This is a genomic window from Bacillota bacterium (assembly GCA_024653485.1).
Taxonomy (GTDB): Bacteria; Bacillota; SHA-98; order UBA4971; family UBA4971; genus UBA6256.
On the sequence record JANLFY010000007.1, the window covers coordinates 1 to 21971 of the forward strand.

The window sequence follows — 21971 nt, forward strand, 5'->3', positions numbered from 1 at the left end:
CGGGAGGCGACCGTCGCTCATCTCATAACAAACCTCGGTAACCTTGTTTCAACCCACGCCTCCGCGCGGGAGGCGACCGTAGGTCTCCGTCTTGCCGAAATGTCTACCTAGGTTTCAACCCACGCCTCCGCGCGGGAGGCGACATGCGTAGCTTCTCCACCTGACGGCTCCCCTGAGGTTTCAACCCACGCCTCCGCGCGGGAGGCGACTCATCGGGTGTCGAGACCTTGTCGCGCAAGGGTTTCAAGTCCCTCATGCGCGAACCTGATGTACCGAGATGTGTTCAGTCTCGCTGGCACAGGCCCATTTATGCGACATACCTGGTAGAGCATAGAGCGCGAACCTCCCGGGATTCTCATGTGAGCTTCACCCTCGCGCTACACGAGCATGACGCCCTCCAGGTCATAGGATGGCTTTGCTCCGACATGCTCGATCCTGCTTTTCCAGTTGTTCCCCAAGTTGTAATACCTGAGGCTGTCCCTCTCGGGGTCAATGATGTTTTCGAGCCTCAGCCTCAACTCTGCAAACTGAACGGGGTCTATAAGGCACTCAAATACCGAGTGCTGCACCCTCTGCCCGAAGTTGAGGCACTGTTTTGCGACTTGACGGAGCCTCTTCTTTCCTGCATCCGTTTCCGTATTGACGTCGTACGTTATCAACACCATCATCCTTCTCACCTCACGAGAAAGGGAGGATACCCGTCGAGGTCACCACGCAAATGACGGGCGAGTAGGAGAGATTGCACATACGGAATCAAGCCGATGCTGATCTTCTCCTCCAGGAATGGATGAGTGATTTCTTCCTGTTTCCTCTTTTGCCATTCGGTCAGGACAAGCTTTCTCGTGTCAGCGTCCATCAAGACACCGCCAGATTCCTTCTTAACGAAACCATTGGGGCTCACCTGCTTGTTGTTCACCAGCGTGAGTGCGAGCCGGTCCACTAGATACGGCCGTAGCTCCTCCATGAGGTCCAGTGCCAGGCTCAGTCGTCCGGGCCTGTCGCGGTGAAGGAATCCGACCTGAGGATCGAGCCCCACGGTCTCGAGGGCCGAGGCACAGTCCATCATGAGCAGTGTGTACAAGAACGAGAGAAGTGCGTTCATGGGATCAAGCGGAGGACGGCGGCTTCGACCGCGGAACGCGAAGGACTCCTTCTGTTCTGTTATCAAGTGGCGAAAAACCTCATAGTATGCTCGCGCGGCATCTCCTTCAATCCCCCTGATCGCGTCGGCAGAGAGAGACCTGTCAAGGGCCCTGAAGTACACAAGAAGGCGTTCCGCGGCTTCAGCGACCTCCTGCGAGCCTTCCTTCTCATCGTGGTCGCGCGCAAAACGCATCAAGACGCTCCGGCAGTTCAGAACCTTCCCGGAGACGAACGCCTTCGCCAAGCCGGCCGTCTCCGCATCTGCGTCTGCTAATCGGTACTGCTTTCTGCGCAGGAGCACATTGCCTGAAACCCTCCCGCTCACACGAGCCAGAAATCGGCCGCTTTCGCTTAAATAGCAGAGAGATACGCCTCTCTCACAGCAGAGAGACATGAGTGACGGGCTCGTCCCTGCGTAGTTGAAACACACTATTCCTTCTAGATTATGGATGGGCACACGAAACCTCTCTTGGTCGTCAACTGTTGCGACCAAGTTCTCTCCGTCGCGCGACAGATAGGCATGAGGCGTGGTCACGTAAAGGGTGTTCAGGAGTTTCCGCATGCCGTCACTTCCTTGGTTCCTCGAGTGTACTAACCCCAAGATACCCCTTGCTACTCCTCCTAGACGCTATTCCCGGTAAACACACCTCGGCAAGGGAGCAAGATTCACACGCCGCTGTCTTGTGAGGAGGCGGGGTGACTCCCCCGTCATACAGTCGATGCATTTCACCAGCGAGATACTCTACCCGGGCGCGCAATTCGGCGCCTATCTTGACAACCTGTCTCCTTCGAGTCTTGCCGTAGAATAGAGCTCCCTCATCCACCCTGACACCCAGCATTTCCTCGAGGCACATGGCCTGAGCGCATACTTGCACAGCGTCGCGGTCGTCCTGCTTGGGCCTTCCGCGCTTATACTCGACGGGGTAAGGTCTCCATAGCCCCTCTCTCCCCTCAAGAGAAACGCCCCCGAAGTCGCATTTACGGAACTCGACAACGTCGGCTACACCATAGATTCCTAGCTTGGTGGAGACGAGGGGGACAGCCCGCGTTATGAGCACTGTCCCCCTGGCCTCATAGGAAAACGGGTCATCGGTGCTGTCGTGCATGGTCCGTCCATCGAATGTCAGAGCGTTCTCGAGCCACTGACACTCAATGTGAATCAGTGCGAATTGTCGCGGACAGAACGCGATGTGCTGTATACCGGAGAGCGGCAGGCATTCTTCCTCCAGGTACATGTGACTCACGCTTTCACTCACACTCTCTCGATTAACGTGACTTGCGATGGAAGTGCTTGACGAGCGATGTCCACGACATAGTCGGCGAACGCGCGCGCGGGCCGGCTCGGATCCGCTCTGCGCACTTTGATGCAGTCAAAGAGCTCGTGTGCGTGCGCGTTGCCTAGAGCTGTCGAGTGTTCGAAGACAACGAGTTTGCGAGTGGACATCTTGCCCCGGGCGGCGGATCGATCGTGCTCGAACATGTTTTCAAGAGCTTGCCACAAGAGTTCCAGATCTTGCTTTGAGAAGCCGGTTTGAGCAGCAAGATGAGCTGAAACGTAGCCCTCCGCCCTGTAGAGCGCGTATGGCACGATGTGTTTGCGACCCATGGTTCGTTCTTTCCCAACATCGCGTTCGTTGGTAACGGCCAACCTCGTTATGCTGATTTCCTGTGGCACGATAGGATCTACACTGCGGGCGAAAGTGAACTGGACTGGCCCGCGCACCTGTCCGCAGTTTACCTCAGTGGTCATGACCGCACCGAACGTGCGGACGTCGTAGAAGTTATCGCACATGAACTTGGTCAGTTCCCTGGCTCTAACTCTCGCGTCCTTCTCGTTCTTCGGGTCAATTCCGAGCGTGTCATAGGCCCGCTTATTCTGCGAGTTCAACACCACGCCTTCGTGGACATAGATGTCGTATCCCTCCTCGCCGTCTTTGACCAGCTCCACATAGTTTCGCACCTTCCGCTTGAGACACACGTCGGTAACGATGCCGAAGTTGGTTTCAGCGTCTATGCGCGGCATGTTGCCGGCATCGGGATCTCCGTTGGGATTACCGTTCTCAACATCGAATAAGAGAACGAACTCGTAACGTCGGTCAATTGGGGTCATCATCTCATACTCCACCTTTCCGCCTAATTTCGGTCTCGCATTTCGGTAACAGGTGCGTGCGCCTCACGTCGCCTCGCTTCGGTCATTGGTAACAAGGAGATCCAACAGCCCGCTTTGTGGTCGGACGACCGCTGATCTAGCTGAGGTGTTCAGCTTTCCTATATAGCGCATCTTTCTGATGGTAGTACCCGAGAGCGAATAGCCCCTGATCGTCAAGATTCAAATGGGCAGGGAAACAATCGAGGTCGCGCAGAACGTCCTCGATGAGTCGATCTACGTAACCTCCATACTCAGACTTAGCGATGTGGTGCTGTGCCAACCTCAACAGGACTGGAAATACGGTCCCCGGCGTCGCAGAGGCGGACGCGTAGTAACGATCCTTTATCGTTGTGTTGATACCGGGGTTGGCATCCTGCTGAGCCTTTTCGAGCAAGGCGAAGAGCCGTCCAAGAAGATACCCTCTGTTCTTGTTCTCGGCGTTAAGCATGGCTGTAAGAGCCTCCTCCAAGGTCTTATTGCCTGTCACCCTTGCCTTTCTCTTCAGATACGCCTTTATGTAGGCCGCCCTCGGGTAGGTCACCTTGCGCTCTACCCGGGGGACCTCCGGATCGTTCGAGTCAGACCTGACGCGCTCAAGTACCGCGGCGTACAGCGAATGCGGGTACATCGAGCCCTCGAGGATCGCACGCATTAGGGGACCCACGAACCCCGATGGCACGTTTTCGCGCTTTCTCCTGCTCGCTGCAGGAACAGTTTCCCATAGCAGGCGGCCCGCGCTGACCGGGCGCTCGACCTCCGGCGCTACCAGCGCCACGTCACTGAAATGTTGCCGCACGTGCTCAAGCAACGCACCGAACGTATTCGCATTCCAAGAGCGAACCGTGACACGAGCCACATTCGGAGCCAGCCCAAGGACGAAGAAACGTAGGTCTTGATCAAACCCGATCATGTCTTCCGTTACGGCTTGGCCTCGTGTTATGCGTTCGAGGACGCTCCTAACACGCAGTGCCGACTCTTCGTCGTTGTGCGCAGAATCCTTGGTCGCGTCTACTCCCTCTGCTCCTCCTTCAGGTTCATTCTGCGCATAGCTCCCCACGGCGCAGGCGAGCACATCGAGGAGTAGATCCTCCTCTGGCCCCGTGCGCTCGGCCCAGAACACAACTGTGGTATCTCCCATGACCATACGGTGCCGTTCATTGGTCGTGAGCCAGTTTAGGGCAGTGGCGTACGCAAACGCAGCCCTTTCCCCTACGGGCGAATTGTTCCCCTGGGACTTCCCATAGGATTCGGCGGCCGCGAAGTTGAACGAAACCAGGGTTGGTTGCGCGGTTTTGGAACCTGCAATTCCTGAGATACTCTTGTGGAGGCGTGCTATTGGGCCCCAGTCGCCCGTTATGAGACACTGACCGACCTTTACCTCGGGTCCCGTGGAAGCCTTGTACAACTCCCAAGCCCGCCTAATTGCTGATCGTTCATGGACGAACATGCTATCGCCCTCGACACGGAAGACGATGTTGCCGCCGGAAGAGAGAACGTCGCTCACTTGCTCGAGCTTCTCGTTGCCGCGATAATCCTCTGGCTTCCAACTGTCAAAGAACGTTAGCACTGCCTGTGCGCCTTCGTCTGCTACGGGTCCGAGTACGCGACGATGAAGCTCCCTGGCGAGGTCAAACCGCCTCTTTGACCTCTCGCTGATCTCGCCTCCTTGAACGCCAAGAAAGTACTCAGCGTTATCACAAAGGAAATTGGCGGCGTCTCCTGAGGTCCTTTTCACCCGGTCGGGCACCTTCAGCTTGAGTGGTATGTCACGGCTTCCCTGCTGAGATCCCAGAGGTACGGCGCTTGTTATCCGTCCGCCACGTGTGATCACAAGAACGACGGAGGCGTTGGCCGCACAGTAGCCGGGCTGTGCGACGTCGGCCTTAGGGTCTGCGACCAACCGATCATACAGCTCGACCAGTGCATTCAGAATCAGGACGCCCACCCCCTTTCCGGAGGTCCGGCACGTCAATCACTCCATCACGCATGACTGCTCTGAAAAAGCGAGGAGTCATGTCGTTGTCGAAATCGATGTCCCACAGCATCCAGCCCAGGTCTCGTTCTCCCTTGTGGCAAGATGATGGCGTCTCTTGTCCCTCAATGAGCCGAAAGGCCACTGGGAACTCACGACAACCGAAATACGGCCGATGGAAACACTGGCCCTCGCGCATACGCCTCACTGCCATGTTGTAGTGTTTGTCTGCAGTGTCTCCCGGCCCGGCTTTGTCAGTGAGCTCAAAGTGCGCCTCTATGACGTAGGCAACGTCCCGAAGAAGCATGGCAGCACGCTGCTGCCTGTCGTCGGCAGCGTACTGGTGCAGGTCAACCTCCTTACCGCGCATGGCCTCCACAATGGTCCTAGTGGGGATTTTCCCTGCCACTTCGTTCCGTCGAATGTTGTCGAAGCGGATCTCATTAAGTACATGAATCCTGTCTATCACCCATCGAATCGCGGGCTTCCAGTGAATGGCCTCCAATATGCCTCGGGCTGCGGACGGAGTCATAACTTCGTAACTCACTCGTTCCGCCTTCATCTCCGGCCGTGTAAAACAAGCATAGTCACCCCAGACCAATAGCTTGATCCCGTATCCCATGCTGGCCCTCCCTTCTCGGTCCTGATATTCAGAGACGGCTGGCCGCTATACTATCCAGCATGCATCACCTCTCTCCTTAGGTGCCGGTACGTGGAGGCCGTATCGGGAATCATAGAAGCTCATGTCACGCAAGACATCGACGCCACCTATGTTCTCGAGCGCTCCTGAATCCCAAAGCTGCTTGTATTCCCATACCTGGATCGACACCGTATACGGCTGTATCCGCCGGGCGAGTGCACGATCAATCCCCTCAGCTCTCGCTTGAGCGATCGCACGCTTGCACTCATCATCGAAAGGAATCGAGATGCTGAAAGTGTCTTCCGCTATCACCCTGAACAGGCGCGCAATTTCGTCGAACGGGAAGTTGAGGCTCTTGGCACCCGCCTCCAGCCTTTGCATGATCTCTCGCTCGTCCAGTCGCGCTCCTTCGTAGAAATAGAGGTCCTGGAAATATCGTTCGACTGCTTCGAGGGCAAGAGGGTCGTTCGACGCTTCAACGATGCGAGCGGCGATAGCTGCCGTGCGTTTGAACCATACATGTCTCATACCTTCCCCGCCCGCAGGCCAGAAGACGATCACTTCCCCGCGATCACGAAGCCCCTCGCGGTTGCATCTTCCTGCCGCCTGGGCAATCGAGTCTATCCCCGCCATCGCGCGCATGACCACAGGAAAGTCCAAATCCACACCCGCCTCAACCAGCTGCGTAGAGATCACGCGACAGGGCATAGCGCTGCGAAGTCGCTCCCGGATCTCGCCGAGCCGCTGAGCGCGGTGGACTGGACACATGGCGGCGCTGAGGTGATAGTGTCCGTCATTCTCACCCAGTCGCTCGAAAAGCCTCCTCGCATGAGCGCGTGTGTTGACTATACAGAGAGCCTGCTTGCGACTCAAGATCTCCGCGGCGACTTCATCGTTTTCGAGCTTGCCCCCGTTTGAAACCACCACCCGCTTCAGCGCATTATAGAGAGAGCTCGGGTCAGGGACGATCTCCTTTACCTTTATGTCGGCCGGGAGCAGGCCTCCGAGCGCCGGCTGGGTTGCCGAGCATAGCAAGACTGTCGCGCGGTAATTGGTTACGAGCTCGGCCAAGGCGGCGACGCATGGTTGCAGGAGCTCCACCGGGAGCATCTGCGCCTCGTCGAGGATGACGACGCTCTTCGCGACGTTGTGTAGCTTGCGGCATCGGGAGCTCCTGTTGGAGAATAGAGACTCAAAGAACTGCACGTTCGTTGTCACTACTAGGGGCATGTCCCAGTTCTCCTCAGCAAGCTCCAGCCTTCTTACCAGCCCAGAGTCTTCGCCTTCCTGATGACGAACCACGTTCGAATGATGCTCGAGGACCGCATCCGCGCCCACGGCCTCCCGGAACACCGCGGCGTTTTGCTCTATGATGCTCGTAAAGGGAATTACGTAGATGACCCGGTCGAGCCCGTGCATCACCGCATGTCTGAGCGCAAAGGCAAGTGACGAAAGGGTTTTCCCCCCGCCTGTGGGCACGGTCAAAGTGAACAGACCAGGCTCGCTTTGTGCCGCCGCGATGCAAGCCTGAAGGACCTCAGCGCGTATCCTGTTTACACGAGTGTCGGGGGCTCCGGCGGTCTTCTGGCGCAGGTAGCGCTCAAGCCGGCAATGAAGCTCGGTCACCTTCGGGGATCTGGGACGCATCTTGTGCCTCACCGGGTCCATGAAGCGCTCAGTATCAAGGAAATCGGCGTCCACAAGACATGAGAAGAGCATCCTTATGAAGAAAGCTACGCCGAAGCCCGGATGGCCCGGTTGCGGCCTTATAGTGAGCCTCGGAGGCGGTGGCGGCACTCCGAGCTTGCGCGCATAGTCGGAGCAATCAGGGACGTCCTTGGTCGTGAGCCTGTGAATTAGACTTCCTTCAGCTGCCTTGTTTCCTCCGTCTGGAATCCCACCATGATGCCCAGCTACCGCGTACGCGATGACTAGACCGAGTGGACCGTACTCCTCAGCAGCGATACGCGCGCCTGCCGAAGAATGATCCACCCTCAGGCGCGGGTCCTCCAAGCGCAACTGGAAGTCTTTGGAGGCCTTGCCCACGTCATGTAAGATACCTGCAGCCCAGCCGAGTTCACCAGCACCGAAAGATGAAGCGAAGGACCGTGCTTGATCTGCTACTGCAATTAAGTGATCCTTGAGGGGTTGCCAGCAGGCCTTGTCCGCAGTTTCGAGTGAATGGGCATAGTAGTCCATGGATGCTACCTCCCAATGCCTGGGTCCGTATCATCATCCACGGCACTGAAGGAGATTCGCTTTGAAACTAGGAACTCCTCCAAGGATCGACCTCGAACGGGAATATCTGGAGTTCATGCCGCAACGACTTGGTGCCTTTCATACGATGTGTCCTTTTCTGCAAAGAAGCTGCGCCCAGGCTGACGCACGCAGGGTTGCCTCTCGCTCCGGGCCGGAAGGAACGAACGAGGAGAGAAAGAAGGAAGCGAGAAATGAAGGGAAGAAAGAACTGACACGAGGGCCGGGCAGGCCGGGCTCCCACGGCCAGATGAGCGGACGCGCGGACGCATTGATGCGAGGGCGCATTTGCGCGCAGACGGTCGAGGGAACGAACGGTCGGACGCTTGAACGCCGTGACCCGAAACGGCGAGAGCTCTGTGGTGGAATGAGCCATTCTGGCATGAAAGGGGACGCGGGCGGGAGATGAACGGTTCTATATGCGATGTGGAGAGGCTCGACACAAGGCGAATAACGATTTACCTGGCGTTTTCGTTCGGCATAGCCTGGGCCGTCGCGCTCGCGATCTACCTGACGGGCGGTCTCTACAATAGTCCCCCGCTCATAAAGGGGACACCCTTTACGCTTGCACTGGTGCTCCTCTCGACCGGCTATATGTGGGCGCCTGCACTCGCGCACATACTGACCCGTGTGCTCACACGCGAAGGATGGAACCGCACGCTTCTTGTGCCGGACTTCGGGCGGTCCTGGCGTTATTGGGTGGCGGCGTGGGTGGGTCCGGGCATCCTCACAGTTCTGGGGGCTGCCGTCTTCTTCGCGCTGTTTCCGGGGTACTTTGACAAGTCCCTCAGCGCAGTCAAGGCTATCCTTCAACAAGCCGAGAGCATGTCCGGGCGTCCTCTGCCCCTGAACCCCTGGGCCTTCATAGTGGTGCAGACGATTCAGGCGATCCTCATCGCGCCCGTCATCAACGGCCTCTTCACGTTCGGTGAGGAGTTCGGCTGGCGCGCGTACCTCCAACCGAAGCTGATGCCGCTCGGCGCGAGGAAAGCCCTCTTTCTGACGGGCCTGATTTGGGGTGTCTGGCATTGGCCCGTGATAGCGATGGGGCACAACTACGGCTTGAGCTACCGCGGGGCGCCCTGGCTGGGGATGCTGGCGATGGTATGGTTCACTCTCATGGTGGGGACTTTCCTAGGGTGGACCACGCTCCGCGCCGGGAGCGTGTGGCCAGCCGTCATCGGCCACGGCGCGATAAACGGGATAGCGCAAATCGGGATGCTTTTCGTGAAAGGCACGCCGAACCCGCTGCTCGGGCCGATGCCAGTCGGGATCATCGGATCATTGCCGTGGGTGGTCGTAGTGTTCTTCATAGTCACGAGGAGACCCTCGCCGAAAAACGGATGAGACTAATCCTCGCAGAGATTCTCTATCTATGATGCAGCGCATGACACCTTGTGTCAAACGTGATGAAGCCCTTATCGCGGGCATGTTCTTATCTAGGCCGAACCGCTTTCTCGCAGAGGTGGCGCTAGCAGGCGTGGGCGAAAAGGCGGATGGATCCTCGCGATCAGATCCGTTGCCAGAGCACCCGGAAGCCCGGATGCGGGGAAGTACAGAACAAGGAGGCACAGGCCGCGCGTCGCGGATCGTCCGTGCCCACGTGGCTGATCCCGGACGCCTGGAGGAACTCTTGGTGCCCGGCCGCTCGGTCTATCTCGCCAGGGCGCGCACAAAATCACGCGGCGGCTTCGAACCTCCCGCATCCGACCCCCCTGCGTCTCGGTCGGCGGCAGGGCGCCGCGGCCAGCGGGAACATTGCGGCTCTCGCCGCAAGACCGCGTACGACCTCGCGCTTGCTAACCACGATGGGCTTCTCGTGTCGGTGAACTCGAGGGTTGCCAACGGCCTCGTCTTTGCCGGGCTGCAGGCGGGCTTCTTTCCTGACCTTGCGATGTATCCGAAGGTCCGGCGGGAGTGCGGTCACGGTAAGAGTCGCATCGACTTCCGGCTTTCAGGGGCAGCCACCGCAGCCGAGTGCCTTTTGGAGGTCAAATCTGTGACACTCGTGAGAGGCGGGCGGGCGCTGTTTCCCGACGCTCCGACTACGAGGGGGACGCGCCACGTGCGCGAGCTTGCCGGCGCCGTCGCCCAAGGGCTCAGGGCTACGGTGCTGTTCGTCATCCAGCGGGAGGACGCGGACTCGCTATCACCGAACGACGAGACCGACCCGGCCTTTGGGGCGGCCCTTCGCGAGGCGGCGCGGACGGGGGTCGAGGTGCATGCATACACGTGCAGGGTGGCACTGGACAGGGTTTGCTTGCACCAGGAGGTGCCCGTTGTTCTTTAGGGAGAGGAAGGAGGCAAGGGGAGGGCGGGTCCGCGAGCTCGCGTGGGCTTTGCAGTCGGATCCAAGGACGTGTTGCAGGATTCTCGTCGCATCACGTCGAACAAAAGACTGCTCGGCGTCGTGCTGCCTCGTCGAACTCACCTGAGCACCGCGAAAGCGGGCGATTCCGAGGGCCGCGCAAGCGGGTGAAGGAGTCCGCCGTAACCGCCCGACAGGGCTGATGACTCCTGCCAAGAGTAAGTCAAGAGTAAGTCACAGGGAGGGTCATCAGCGTAGTGGACATAGCGAGAATGTTGCTGATCGGGCTCGGCGGTTTTGTAGGAGCTGTGTTGCGGTACGCCCTTGGTGGGTTCGTGCACAGATACCTCGACGCAGCGCGGTTTCCATATGGCACATTCACGGTGAATCTGTTGGGTTGCCTGGCCATAGGGTTTCTAGCCGGCGTGGCTGACGCGCGCGGGGCGTTTACGCCTGAGCTCCGCGTGTTCGTTTTTGTCGGCTTGATCGGTGCGTTCACCACGTTCTCCACTTTCAGCTACGAGACGATGAGCTTCCTGCGCGACGGGCAGGTTCCGGTGGCTCTTGTCAATGTCGCGCTCCATGTCCTGCTGGGCCTCGCTGCCGTATGGGGCGGCGATGCCCTGTCCCGACGCCTATAGAGTGAGAGTGACCTCCCGACGTCTCCAGGGCGATCACGATGGGGCCAGGCGCGTCCGCCAACCCGTGGGGCGCTCATGCAGGTGTCCCGACGTCTGTGAAGACATCACGGTGGAGCCTCCGGAAGTGGAGCCTCCCGAATCAGTAGCGTCGACGGGAGAGCGCGAGCGACTGAGGCAGTCACTCCATAGGCATTTCCCACCGCAGAGTGGGCATCATAGGTTAGGTGAAGCGCACCCCCACTCGGGGGTGGATGACACTCATCTGGGGTTGATGCTCATGAATGCCAGAGACGAACAGATAGACGAGATCATGCGCTTCGTTGCGGAGCACAAGGAGTCCCAGGCCGCGCGGGCCATATGCGGGCGCATACTCGGGCGCTACGACATGGAGGTCGGCAGCGAGTCGCTGCGCGAACTACGCGACGGCCTTGAGAAAGCTAGCGATGAGGAGGTTGAGTCCCTGTATTATATCGTGCGCTGAGTAGGGCGCACCATGTCGTGCGTTGAGTGGACTGCGCACTACATGAGCTGACTTGCTTGTGGTCCCTCGGCGCGTTCATGCCTCCCCGCGGCGCCATGATCCGTTACCACGCGTTGCCCTCCACATGCTCCAGCCTTGGTAGTTCGGTCCTCTGTAGGAAGGTGCACACTTCCTGTGCACCTGCACACCCGACGCGCGCACAAGAAGTGTGCACACGAAGCCGGCGCGAAGCCGGCGCTTCGCCTGGATTTCATGGCTCTTCTCCTAAAGATCCCAGGTCTATGAGCACTCCACGGGCCGCCTCTTGCCCCTGAAGGGCTGCCTCCTGCCCCTGAACGGTGATCTGGCACAGGACTTGCGTCGTTTCTGAGCCGGAAAGACCGTTGCGCAACGGCGTGATGAGAGGGAAGGGGAGACCAAGTGCGACGCTGGGAGCGTCCAGCCGGAAGCACTGAGTTCGAAGCTGAGCTCGAGGTGCCAGGCTGGAGACAGCAAGTAGCGAGTCTTGTACGCCGGTCGGGAAACGAGGAGGCGACGAGGTAGTTACGCAATCAATATCGATGGCATGAAGGAGGTCCATCAGAGATGAAGCGATGGCTATCGGCGATTATCCTGGCGGTCATGGTTCTCGCGCTCATGGGCATGCAGGAGGCCTTCGCGGCCACGAAGTTGATCGGGGTGACGCTGCTCACGCGGGAGCACCAGTTCTACAGGGATCTCGAGGCCGGGCTTCGCAGCGAGGCAGCGAAGCACGGGTTTGAGCTGCAGGTGGTGGCGGGTGAGTTCGACTTCGGGAAGCAAGCTGCGCAGATCGACGATTTCATCTCCAAGAAAGTTGACGCGCTCATCATAGCCCCGTGTGACTCGCTCGCTGTCGGTGGCTCAATCGCAGAGGCGAACAAGGCAGGCATACCGGTCTTCACCGTCGACATCATGAACCTGTCTCCCCAGGGCAAGGTCGTCTGCGCGGTGCAGTCCGACAACGTCGAAGGCGGCCGGCAGGCGGGCAGGCTCATGGCGCAGGCGCTCAAGGGCAAGGGCGGCAAGGTGGTCATAATCAACCACCCGGGTGTGACGTCGGTGCTCGACAGGGTGGAAGGCTTCCGCGAGATCATCGCCCAGCATCCGGAGATCAAGATAATCGCGGACGTGCCGGCGTGGGGCCAGCGTGACAGGGCGATGGCCGCGATGGAGGACATTCTCCTTAGGGTGCCCGACGTTGCTGGCGTGTTCGGCATAAACGATGACTCGGCGCTGGGCGCGGTCGCGGCCATTGAGGCCGCTGGCAAGCTGGGCAAGATCGTGGTTGTGGGCTACGACGCGACGCCCGAGGCGAAAGATGCCATCAAGGCGGGCAAGATCTACGGTGACGCGATCCAGCATCCTACGCTGATAGGCGAGAAGGCCATCCAGGCAATAGCGGACTACTTCGCCGGCAAGAAAGTGCCCGCGAAGATCAACGTGGAGGTCGGTGTGTGGACGAAGGACAGTAAGTAGTAGGCAGCAGCCAGGTGGCGGGCGTGAGGCGTAAGGCTGCAGCCAGCGGGTGGCTCACCGGCAGTGACGGAAGTGCGGAGCGCGGTGAAGCGATACCGGTGCCCGCACCCGCTCCGGCCAGGTGGGCCACTCCGCCCGCTTGTGCTTGTGAACGAGCGATTGCGGGAAGGGGGGCCTCGAATGCCAGGCGAGGTAGAGCGGGGGGACGAGCGCGCGGCTCCGGCCGTCGGCACGGCGGAGGAAGCGCCGTATCTTCTTGAAATGCGCAACATCACCAAGGACTTTCCGGGGGTCAGGGCGCTCGACAACGTAAGCTTGACACTGGCTCCGGGAGAGGTTCATGCTCTCGCGGGGGAGAACGGCGCAGGGAAGTCCACGCTCATCAAGATACTCGCCGGCGCGGAGCGGATGACCTCCGGGGAGATACTCATCGGCGGCGGCAAAGTGGACATCACCGGCCCCCTCCAGGCGAAGAAGCTCGGCATAAGCGTGATCTACCAGGAATTCGACCTCATACCTTTCCTCTCGGTCGCGGAGAACATCCTCCTGGGGCGTGAGCCGCGCAAGGGTGCGTTCATCGATTGGCCTGCTCTTCATTCGCAGGCCGGCGATGCCATCCGGAGGCTCGGTATAGACCTCGACCTCCGGGCTGTCGTGAACAGTCTGAGCGTCGCCCAAAAGCAGATGACGGAGATCGCGAAGGCGGTGTCCACTGACGCCCGAATCATAGTAATGGACGAACCCACTGCCACGCTCACCCTTCGGGAGCAGGCACATCTCTTCGACCTCGTGCGAACGCTCAAGAAGCAGGGGGTCGCCATCATCTACATTTCTCACCGGCTCGAGGAGCTCTTCGAGATAGCCGATCGCGTGACGGTGCTTCGGGACGGCAAGTGGGTCATGACGGCCCCGGTCAAAGAGGTCACCAGGGAACAACTCGTGAAACACATGGTGGGGCGGGAACTGACCGGTGACTATCCGAGGAGGACTCGCCGTCCGGGGAGAGAGATTCTCAGCGTGCGAGGGCTTTCTAGGCGAGGGGTCATCCACGATGTGAGTTTCTCGCTACGTGAGGGGGAAGTACTGGGCATCACGGGGCTTGTCGGGTCCGGCCGGACCGAGATCGCCCGCGCGATCTTCGGGGCGGACCCGGCGGATGCCGGCGAGGTGCGCCTTGCGGGTGAGCGGCTCTACATAAAGGATCCGCGTGCGGCCATCCGCGCTGGGATCAGCCTTGCGACGGAAGACCGCAAAGAGCAGGGGTTGGTTCTCATGATGAGCGTCCGGGAGAACGTGACCCTTGCGAACCTTCGTGCCCTTGTGCGGCGCGGATTCGTGAGCAGGAGGCGGGAAAGCGCCGAGGCGTCGCGGCTCGTCCACTCGCTTGCCATCAAGACATCCGGTCTCGAGCAGAAGGTGCAGAACCTGAGCGGCGGAAACCAACAGAAAGTGGTCCTGGCCAAGTGGCTCTTCACCAACTCAAGGGTTGTCATATTCGATGAGCCCACGCGGGGAATAGATGTCGGGGCGAAGCAAGAGATATATCGGCTCATGAACGACCTTGCGGAACAGGGTGTCGGGATAATCATGATCTCGTCAGAGCTCCCGGAGGTCCTCGGGATGAGCGACCGCATCCTCGTGATCCACGAAGGCAGGGTGCGGGCCGAGCTGACCCAGGACGAGGCCACCCAGGAGAAGATAATGAGTTATGCAACGGGCGGGCCGGAGGCGGTGAGCGGAAGGGATTCAAGGGGGGACTGCGCATGTCGGACTTGCGTGAGGACCTGACTCGGTTCGCACCCACGGAGGCGGTTGCGGCGGGTGGCGGCGTCGGTGGTGGCGGTGGCGCGGGTGTGAGCGCGGCCGCCGCCCGGCGCAGCGGCGGCTTGGGCGTGAGGGTCGGCCGCCTATTCGAGGACTACGGGATGGCCATCGTCTTTGCCGGGATATGTGTCCTCTTCACCATCTGGACGAAGGGCCTCTTCATCAGACCCGACAACATCGTGAACGTGCTGAGGCAGATCTCCATCAACGCGTGCATCGCGACGGGCATGACATTCGTGATAATCACCGGGGGCGTGGACCTGTCAGTGGGATCAGTCCTCGCTGTCGTCGGCATAGTCATCGCGAAACTCCTCACGAGACTGCCGGGGTTCATTCCGGTTCTGCCCGCGATCATCCTATCGTGCTTCGTGGGGCTGGTGATGGGCGGGGTCATGGGGGCGGTCAGCGGTTTTACCATCGCGCGGTTTCGCGTCCCACCGTTCGTGTCTACCCTCGCGATGATGACGGCCGCCCGAGGGGTCGCCTTTCTGCTTTCCGATGGCCGCCCGGTCTGGAACCTTCCGGTTCAGTTCAACTTCATCGGGAGGGGGTACGTCCTCGACAAAGTGTTCGGGCCGTGGATCCCGATGCCGGTCGTCATCATGGTCGTGGTCATGGGCATTGCCCACGTCATCCTCGCCCATACGCAGATCGGTCGCTACGTATACGCGGTGGGAGGCAACGAGGAAGCGGCTAGGCTGTCGGGGATAAACGTCGGGCGGGTAAAGATGTTCACATACAGCTTGAGCGGCGTGACCGCAGCTCTGGGTGGCATCATCCTCATCTCCCGCCTGGCTTCCGGGCAGCCGGGGGCGGGGGAATCGTACGAGCTTTACGCGATCGCCGCGACAGTGTTGGGTGGCACGTCCATGTCAGGTGGGAAAGGCACCATGATCGGCACGGCAATAGGCGCACTCATCATGGGAGTTCTGAACAACGGCCTAAACTTGGCTGGAGTGGAGTCGTACAGCCAGAACGTCATCCTCGGAGCGGTCATCCTGGGCGCAGTGCTCATAGATAAGCTGCGGAAGGCCGGCTGAGGAAGGCCGAGCGCTGGCAAGGTTGCGCCCGGACAGCGAAACGTGAATCGTAGAGGGGTGCTGCGGGGTGTGCGGCAGGGGGACGGGGGCGGGCGCTGGCGTCCGGCAACGGGGCAGGAATGTCCCCGATGGCGTCGAAGAACCGCAGCGGGGACCGCTCTGCGTTACTGGGCTGGGGACTTGCCCCGAGGACTGCGGCGGCTGATAGACGCTGGGTCTTGACTCTGAACAATGAGTTGCGAGCAAGCAAGGGGGGCTTCGGTCGGTGTGGTGAAGCCGCTCCGCGCGAAGGCGCTCTCCGGTGCCACGAGCCTGCAGACGAGGATCATCCTCTATCTCATCCCGCTTCTTGCGGTGCTCATTTGCGCCGTGACAGTGCTCGGCATGGGCATGATCAGGCGGGGCATCATCGAACAGATGCAGCTCGACGGGGTCGCCCTCGCGCGCTCTTACGCCCTGAGCGCTGAAAACGCGATCATCCTAGGTTCAGGTCTCGGGCGCGTTACGGGGGAATCTTCGCGGTCGAGCGGGGTCCGGTATCTAAAGATAGTGGACGACAAGGGCGTGGTCATCGCCCATACCGACGTCTCGGCCATCGGAAAGCGCGATGTTGACTCGTGGGTCGAGGAGGCTCTCACAGGCCCCATCACCGCCGTACAGGTGGGAAGCAGGCCTATATCCGGGATGAGCCGGGCCGAGGGCGATGTGGGCGGGGACCAGGTCTTCAGGGTGGTGGTGCCCCTCGTCGTGCTGGACTCGGTGGTCGGCGCGCTCGATCTTGGGCTCGATACGACCGGGGTGTTTGAAGCCCTCAGCCAGTCCGCACGCCAGGCCCTCGCCGTCGCCGCGGTGGGCTTGGTGTTCGGCGCCCTTTATGCTTGGTTCTTCGCGCGAGCCGTCACGCGGCCCATAGGCCGCCTTGCCCACGCGGCAGACATGATCGCCCGGGGGGACCTCGACCAGGAGGTGGCGCTCGACTCTGGGGACGAGATCGGGAGACTCGCGTTCTCGTTCAACCGGATGGCACGGAGTCTCAAGGAGTACACGGGGAACCTGCGGAGGGCGAACGCCGAGATCGAGGCGCGCGCAGAGACCATCCAGAAGCTGATGAGTTACACCGAAGACATCCTCGCGAATATCCCCGCGGGTGTGATCACCGTTGACCTGGACGGCAAGGTGACGGTCGCAAACGCGGCGGCCAGAAAGCTCCTGGCGGGGGCGACTGCGGGAAGCTCAAAGGCTGCACCTGCAGCGGCGCAGCCCGGCATCGATCCCGGCCAGGCAGGCCGCGAGCCTGCCGCGACCAGCGTAATCGGCACGCACTACCGCCAGGCCTTTTCAGCGACTCCTGCGATTGTGGCTCTCATCGATGATGCGCTCTCCCAGGGCCGCACGATGCGCGGCTGCGAGACCACGGTGCCAATCAGCGGCGTTTCAGTGACCCTAGTGGCGAGCACCAGCGTGCTGTCGGATAGGAGCCAGCAACCCCTCGGCGTGGCCGTCACTTTCGAGGACGTGACGGAGTTGAGGGCGTTGCAGCGACAGGTGCACGAAGCCGCCAAACTCGCAGCGGTGGGTGAGCTTTCTGCCGGGCTCGCTCACGAGGTGCGTAATCCGCTGGGAGCGATAAAGGCGTGTTCGCAGTTTCTGGAGGACCGCGTTCCGGAGGATGAGTCGCTCGGGAAGTTCACGAGAATACTCGTCCGCGAGGTTGACAGGCTGGACCGTCTGGTGGAAAGGCTTCTCAGCTTCGCGAAACCGAGGGAGAGCGACATGCAGTACGTGGACGTCCACGAGATCCTTGACCGGATGGTGTCGCTCGTCGGTCTGAAGGCGAAACAGGCGAAAGTGGATGTCGTGCGGCGCTACCAGCCCAACCTGCCTAGGGTGTTCGCTGATCCCGAGAAGCTCCAACAGGCGTTCCTTAACATAATGCTCAACGCGATAGACGCCATGCCTTGCGGCGGGGTCCTCGCCGTGGCCACGTCCATCTGCGGGGACTCGGAGCAGGTTGCCAACGGAAGGGTGAGGGTCGATTTTCGTGATACGGGAGTTGGCATCCCGCCGGACCAGCTCGACAAGGTCTTCACCCCGTTCTTCACGACGAGGGAGCGGGGGACGGGTCTAGGCCTTGCCATCGCGAGGCGGGTCGTATCCGAGCATGGTGGAGAGATAACCGTTGAGAGCATGCCCGGGGTCGGGACGGCTTTTTCCGTCTTCCTGCCCGCTGCCCAAGGCGCGACCGTCGAAATAGGCCAAGCAGTGGGCGGCGCCGCTCCGGATGACATGATGACATAACCCGACGCGTGGCGCGATAACGGTTGGGCTGAAGCGCGATCCTCGAACGATGTCCGGCACTTCAGGGGTGCCGGTGCGAGGGAGGGGATGCTGTGGTGCGCAGAAGGCACGGATTGAGTCGCATTCTGGTTCTCATGTCCGGTCTTGCGGTCATGGCCGTCCTTGTCACTGGCTCTGATGTCTTGGCGGCGGGGCCCGCCCCTGCGAAGCGCCGCATAGCGGCGTCGCTTCTGACGAACAAGCATGGGTTCTACCAGGAGCTCGAGGACGGTCTCCTCACGGAGGGGCGCAAGTGCGGTTTCGAACTGGACATCACTTACGCCGAGTTCGATGCCGCAAAACAGGCCCGACAAATCGAGGAGCTAATCTCCAGGAAGCCGGACGCGCTGATCATCTCCCCTTGCGACTCGACTGCTGTAGGTGAGAGTATCGTGAAGGCCAACAGAGCCTCGATCCCGGTGTTCACCGTGGACATCGCGAACCGATCGGGATACGGGAGCGTGGTCTCGCATATCGCGTCGGACAATTTCGAAGGAGGCCGGCTCGCCGGTCAGCTCATGGCAAGAGCCCTGGGCGGAACGGGCAAGGTCATCATCATAAACCATCCCAGCATTACGTCGGTGATGGACCGGGTCAGCGGGTTTCGCGACTATCTCGAGCAGTACCCGGCAATTCAGATCGTGGCGGACATTCCTGCGTGGGGCCAGAGGAGCCGGGCGACTGCCATCATGGAGGACGTCCTCATGATGATGCCGTACATCGACGGGGTCTTTGCTATAAACGATGACTCCGCGCTCGGAGCTCTCCAGGCCATCGAAGCGGCGCGCGTGAAGCGGCGCATCGTGGTGGTGGGTTACGACGGCACCCCCGAAGCCGTGGCGGCCATCCGAGCGTCGAAGATCTATGGAGATGTGGTCCAGTACCCTAGGCAAATAGGAGTGTTGGCCATTCAGACGATCCGCGATCACCTCAACGGGCTGCCGGTGAAGCCCCACATCGCGGTGGGAGTCGGGGTGGTGACCACGGACACTCTGGGAAGCCGGTGAGGCGCGTGCGTTCGAACCATGTGGGCGGCGCATACGCGTGTGGCGCGCGTGCGCGCGGCCAAGACGCGGGCGGGGGACGCGCTCAAGCGACCCGGTTCGACGCAGGGAAGGGCAGGTGCATGTGAGGCTTTGGCTCCGGAGACGGCGGGTTTGAGAGACAAGGGAGACGCGAAGAAAGCGACTTCCGTCCTGATCGTGGACGATGACGAAGGCATTAGGGAGACGCTCGAGGCCGTGCTCTCGGAGGAAGGTTACGAAGTGGCCGCGGCGGGCACCGGCAGGGACGCGCTGGAGCTCGCGCGAGGGCGCGAGTTTCACCTTGTCCTCCTCGATCTCCGAATGCCTGACATGAGTGGGCTCGAGATACTTCCGCGGCTGCGGAGCGAGCTTCCACGAACGCCGGTCATCATCATGACGGCTTACGGAACGATCAAGACCGCTGTGGAGGCGGTGAAGCAGGGGGCTTACGATTTCGTCTCGAAACCTTTCGACCTCGATGAGATGCGCATCACCATAGAGAAGGCCCTTGCGCACGAACGCCTCAAGATGGAAAACGAGCGCCTCCGGACCATGCTCGAAGACGAGCTCGCGTTCCAGGAGATCGTCGGCAGGAGCGGCAAGATGCGGGCGGTATTCGAGCTCATCAGGAGGGTCATGAACCATGACGTGACCGTGCTGATCGTCGGGGAGAGCGGGACCGGGAAGGAGCTCGTCGCGAAAGCGATCCACTGCAACAGCCCCCGCCGCGCGGGGCCGTTCCTGAAGGTGAACTGCGCCGCGCTGCCCGACCCTCTTCTCGAAAGCGAGCTCTTCGGCTACGAGAAAGGCGCGTTCACCGGAGCCCAGACGCGCAAGCCAGGTCGTTTCGAGCTCGCCGACGGCGGGACGCTCTTCTTGGACGAGATCGGTAATATGAGCCCGTCGATGCAGGTCAAGCTCCTGCGCGTGCTCCAAGAAAGGGAATTCGAGCGCGTGGGCGGCAAGAGCGCGGTCAAGGTGGATGTGAGGATACTGGCGGCGACCAACGCGAATCTCAAGTCTGAAGTGGCGAGAGGCGCCTTCCGGGAAGACCTGTACTACCGGCTGAACGTGGTTCAGATCCACGTGCCGCCCCTGCGCGAGCGGAAAGAGGACATCCCCCTGCTTGTCCAGCACTTCATCAAGGAGTTCAACGTGTCACTCGGGAAGGAGTTCGCTGGCGTCTCGCCTCAGGCCATGAACTGCCTCACGAGATACGACTGGCCCGGCAACGTGCGCGAGCTCAAGAACGCCATCGAAGCGGCGATGCTCCTTGGTGAGGGACCGTTCATCATGCCCGAGCACCTGCCCGAGGAAGTTGCCGACAGTGGCTCTGACACCAGGGGGGAACATGGGCAGGCTGCGCGGGGAGGGGCGACAGCTGCGGCGCAGGGGTCAGCTGGGTCGAGCCGGCTGGCTCAGCCGACCCAGCCGGCTCCGTGGAGAACGGGCGGAACCTCTCACGGCCTTGAGTCCGGCCCGAGAGCGTCTGCCACCGGCGGTTCGCCCCAAGTCCCCGCCGGTCATCCCTCAAGTGAGCCGCTTGAAGCGGTGGAGCGCGAGCACATCCTGCGCGTGCTGAGACAGTGCTCGTGGAATCAATCCAAAGCTGCTTGGGTGCTCGGCGTGCACCGCAACACGCTTCGCAAGAAGATAAGGGATTATAAGCTCACGAGGTCCGAGCCTTGAGCGGAGCCTTGAGACGCCTCCGTACTTGGCCTGCGCTGCTTAGCCCGTGCGAGTCTATGCGCTACCGGGCGCTGCCGGCCTTCGGCCCGCCGCCCGGCTGCTTTGTTGCAGGCCAGCGGTGTTCGACCTTGTTCACGGCGAGCACAATCGGCGTGAGGACGACCGCGGCGAACACGGCCTCGGGTACGCCCTGCAGGAGCGCGATGGCAAGCGCCCCCTGCTTGCCGGAGAGCGGGATGTACCCGAACGCCACCGCAAGCCCAAGTGTGCCCACGGTATTCGTGGCGCTACCAGCTGCGGCAGCCACGGGTATGCCCCAGGCCTTCCTCCCGCAGGCGCGATACACGAGGTACGCCACGACTCCGATGAGGAGTCTGGCGGGAATGACGACGCGAGGGTCGCCCAAGAATCTCAAGGTGAACAAACCGAATATGAGACCCACGAGCGATCCCACTATGGGGCCTTCCAGGATTCCCGCGAGTTCGACCGGAAGGTGCATCAGAGTTGCGGCGCCAGCGGGGGTGGGCACGGGGATGAAGCCCATCCCAGTCATGCCCAAGACGAGGGTCAGGGCCACGAGAAGCCCTGAGACAACGACCTGCCTGGTATCAAGTTTCACGATACGACACCTCCGTTCCAGCCCCTTCTCGGGTGCCGGACGATTTTGGGGGGCCGGCCCTCCGCCTGCCGGCAGTCTGGTCGCTTGTCGGGCACCTGTCCTGCGCGGGCCGGGCACGTGCCAGCGAGGTGTGAGGCACGCGTCGGGCATGTGCCCAGCATGTGTCGGTCGCGAGTTCCAGGTCCGATGGGATCCTGGTCTCTAACCTATCAACAAGCTTGATCTGAGGTTTCGCGTAACGCAGGGGAAAACCCTGCATGAACCGCTGTGTTTTGTCGGAGCGCTTCATCGCGTCAGCGCCATCGCCGTTTCCATCGCTCTCACTACTATGACTATGCCGCACCGCGCGG

At 60.8% G+C, this 21971-nt stretch carries 18 protein-coding genes, 1 CRISPR repeat array and 1 riboswitch; of the genes, 10 read left to right on the plus strand and 8 right to left on the minus strand.

What is annotated here, in order from left to right; all coding sequences use genetic code 11:
* Nucleotides 1-45: 45 nt before the first annotated feature.
* Nucleotides 46-209: direct repeats of the CRISPR family, unit length 32 nt; unit sequence GTTTCAACCCACGCCTCCGCGCGGGAGGCGAC.
* Between the two features lie 168 nt (nt 210-377).
* The 7 genes from cas2 to cas3 all read right to left on the minus strand — a co-directional run bounded on the left by cas2 (nt 378) and on the right by cas3 (nt 8103).
* The gene (cas2, locus tag NUW12_06900; protein MCR4402498.1) at nt 378-668 is read right to left on the minus strand and encodes a CRISPR-associated endonuclease Cas2; all 291 of its coding nucleotides are present in this window, start codon (nt 666-668) and stop codon (nt 378-380) included.
* A gap of 5 nt (nt 669-673) precedes the next feature.
* Complete coding sequence (cas1c, locus tag NUW12_06905) at nt 674-1705, minus strand: type I-C CRISPR-associated endonuclease Cas1c (GenBank protein MCR4402499.1); 1032 nt, start codon at nt 1703-1705, stop codon at nt 674-676.
* 4 nt (nt 1706-1709) lie between these two features.
* Nucleotides 1710-2378: a CRISPR-associated protein Cas4 gene (gene cas4 / locus NUW12_06910; protein ID MCR4402500.1), complete on the minus strand. Its 669-nt coding sequence runs from the start codon at nt 2376-2378 to the stop codon at nt 1710-1712.
* A gap of 17 nt (nt 2379-2395) precedes the next feature.
* Entirely contained in the window at nt 2396-3253 is an 858-nt protein-coding gene (gene cas7c, locus NUW12_06915) for a type I-C CRISPR-associated protein Cas7/Csd2 (protein MCR4402501.1), read from the minus strand.
* A gap of 136 nt (nt 3254-3389) precedes the next feature.
* On the minus strand, nt 3390-5237 hold the full coding sequence (cas8c, locus tag NUW12_06920) for a type I-C CRISPR-associated protein Cas8c/Csd1 (GenBank protein ID MCR4402502.1): 1848 nt from the start codon (nt 5235-5237) through the stop codon (nt 3390-3392).
* Nucleotides 5197-5886, minus strand: coding sequence for a type I-C CRISPR-associated protein Cas5c (cas5c, locus tag NUW12_06925; GenBank protein ID MCR4402503.1), 690 nt, complete (start codon nt 5884-5886; stop codon nt 5197-5199). The genes cas8c and cas5c overlap by 41 nt, the downstream gene beginning before the upstream one ends.
* A 45-nt stretch (nt 5887-5931) precedes the next feature.
* The gene (gene cas3 / locus NUW12_06930; protein MCR4402504.1) at nt 5932-8103 is read right to left on the minus strand and encodes a CRISPR-associated helicase Cas3'; all 2172 of its coding nucleotides are present in this window, start codon (nt 8101-8103) and stop codon (nt 5932-5934) included.
* Nucleotides 8104-8565: 462 nt separating this feature from the next.
* Between cas3 and NUW12_06935 the strand changes: the two genes are divergently transcribed.
* From NUW12_06935 to NUW12_06980, 10 genes are all read left to right on the plus strand, one after another.
* Nucleotides 8566-9507 (plus strand): CPBP family intramembrane metalloprotease, encoded by a 942-nt coding sequence (locus tag NUW12_06935; GenBank protein MCR4402505.1) that lies wholly within the window; start codon nt 8566-8568, stop codon nt 9505-9507.
* A 196-nt stretch (nt 9508-9703) separates the two neighbouring features.
* Nucleotides 9704-10450: a DNA/RNA nuclease SfsA gene (gene sfsA / locus NUW12_06940; protein ID MCR4402506.1), complete on the plus strand. Its 747-nt coding sequence runs from the start codon at nt 9704-9706 to the stop codon at nt 10448-10450.
* Nucleotides 10451-10625: 175 nt separating this feature from the next.
* A riboswitch (Fluoride riboswitch) is annotated at nt 10626-10687 on the plus strand.
* A gap of 38 nt (nt 10688-10725) precedes the next feature.
* A complete protein-coding gene (crcB, locus tag NUW12_06945) occupies nt 10726-11109 on the plus strand; it encodes a fluoride efflux transporter CrcB (protein MCR4402507.1) in 384 nt (127 codons plus the stop codon).
* 277 nt (nt 11110-11386) lie between these two features.
* Nucleotides 11387-11590 (plus strand): hypothetical protein, encoded by a 204-nt coding sequence (locus NUW12_06950; GenBank protein MCR4402508.1) that lies wholly within the window; start codon nt 11387-11389, stop codon nt 11588-11590.
* A 585-nt stretch (nt 11591-12175) separates the two neighbouring features.
* Nucleotides 12176-13087, plus strand: coding sequence for a substrate-binding domain-containing protein (locus NUW12_06955; GenBank protein MCR4402509.1), 912 nt, complete (start codon nt 12176-12178; stop codon nt 13085-13087).
* 180 nt (nt 13088-13267) lie between these two features.
* Nucleotides 13268-14875, plus strand: coding sequence for a sugar ABC transporter ATP-binding protein (gene gguA, locus NUW12_06960; GenBank protein MCR4402510.1), 1608 nt, complete (start codon nt 13268-13270; stop codon nt 14873-14875).
* Complete coding sequence (locus NUW12_06965) at nt 14851-15951, plus strand: ribose ABC transporter permease (protein MCR4402511.1); 1101 nt, start codon at nt 14851-14853, stop codon at nt 15949-15951. Before gguA ends, NUW12_06965 begins: the two co-directional genes overlap by 25 nt.
* Before the next feature lie 267 nt (nt 15952-16218).
* On the plus strand, nt 16219-18249 hold the full coding sequence (locus NUW12_06970) for an ATP-binding protein (GenBank protein MCR4402512.1): 2031 nt from the start codon (nt 16219-16221) through the stop codon (nt 18247-18249).
* A 92-nt stretch (nt 18250-18341) separates the two neighbouring features.
* Entirely contained in the window at nt 18342-19295 is a 954-nt protein-coding gene (locus NUW12_06975; GenBank protein ID MCR4402513.1) for a substrate-binding domain-containing protein, read from the plus strand.
* Between the two features lie 150 nt (nt 19296-19445).
* Nucleotides 19446-21002 carry a sigma-54 dependent transcriptional regulator gene (locus NUW12_06980; protein ID MCR4402514.1) on the plus strand — a complete coding sequence of 519 codons (1557 nt, stop codon included), beginning with the start codon at nt 19446-19448 and terminating at the stop codon, nt 21000-21002.
* A 61-nt stretch (nt 21003-21063) separates the two neighbouring features.
* On the opposite strand, the gene NUW12_06985 is transcribed toward NUW12_06980, so the two are convergent.
* Nucleotides 21064-21621 carry an ECF transporter S component gene (locus NUW12_06985; protein ID MCR4402515.1) on the minus strand — a complete coding sequence of 186 codons (558 nt, stop codon included), beginning with the start codon at nt 21619-21621 and terminating at the stop codon, nt 21064-21066.
* Nucleotides 21622-21971: the final 350 nt, after the last annotated feature.

Coding starts and splice junctions, on each gene's coding strand:
- NUW12_06950 (MCR4402508.1), top strand. CDS start 11,387: ATGAATGCCAGAGACGAACAGATAGACGAGATCATGCGCTTCGTTGCG.
- cas2 (MCR4402498.1), bottom strand. CDS start 668: ATGATGGTGTTGATAACGTACGACGTCAATACGGAAACGGATGCAGGA.
- cas1c (MCR4402499.1), bottom strand. CDS start 1,705: ATGCGGAAACTCCTGAACACCCTTTACGTGACCACGCCTCATGCCTAT.
- cas7c (MCR4402501.1), bottom strand. CDS start 3,253: ATGACCCCAATTGACCGACGTTACGAGTTCGTTCTCTTATTCGATGTT.
- gguA (MCR4402510.1), top strand. CDS start 13,268: ATGCCAGGCGAGGTAGAGCGGGGGGACGAGCGCGCGGCTCCGGCCGTC.
- cas3 (MCR4402504.1), bottom strand. CDS start 8,103: ATGGACTACTATGCCCATTCACTCGAAACTGCGGACAAGGCCTGCTGG.
- NUW12_06965 (MCR4402511.1), top strand. CDS start 14,851: ATGTCGGACTTGCGTGAGGACCTGACTCGGTTCGCACCCACGGAGGCG.
- NUW12_06935 (MCR4402505.1), top strand. CDS start 8,566: ATGAACGGTTCTATATGCGATGTGGAGAGGCTCGACACAAGGCGAATA.
- NUW12_06955 (MCR4402509.1), top strand. CDS start 12,176: ATGAAGCGATGGCTATCGGCGATTATCCTGGCGGTCATGGTTCTCGCG.
- cas4 (MCR4402500.1), bottom strand. CDS start 2,378: ATGTACCTGGAGGAAGAATGCCTGCCGCTCTCCGGTATACAGCACATC.
- cas5c (MCR4402503.1), bottom strand. CDS start 5,886: ATGGGATACGGGATCAAGCTATTGGTCTGGGGTGACTATGCTTGTTTT.
- sfsA (MCR4402506.1), top strand. CDS start 9,704: ATGCGGGGAAGTACAGAACAAGGAGGCACAGGCCGCGCGTCGCGGATC.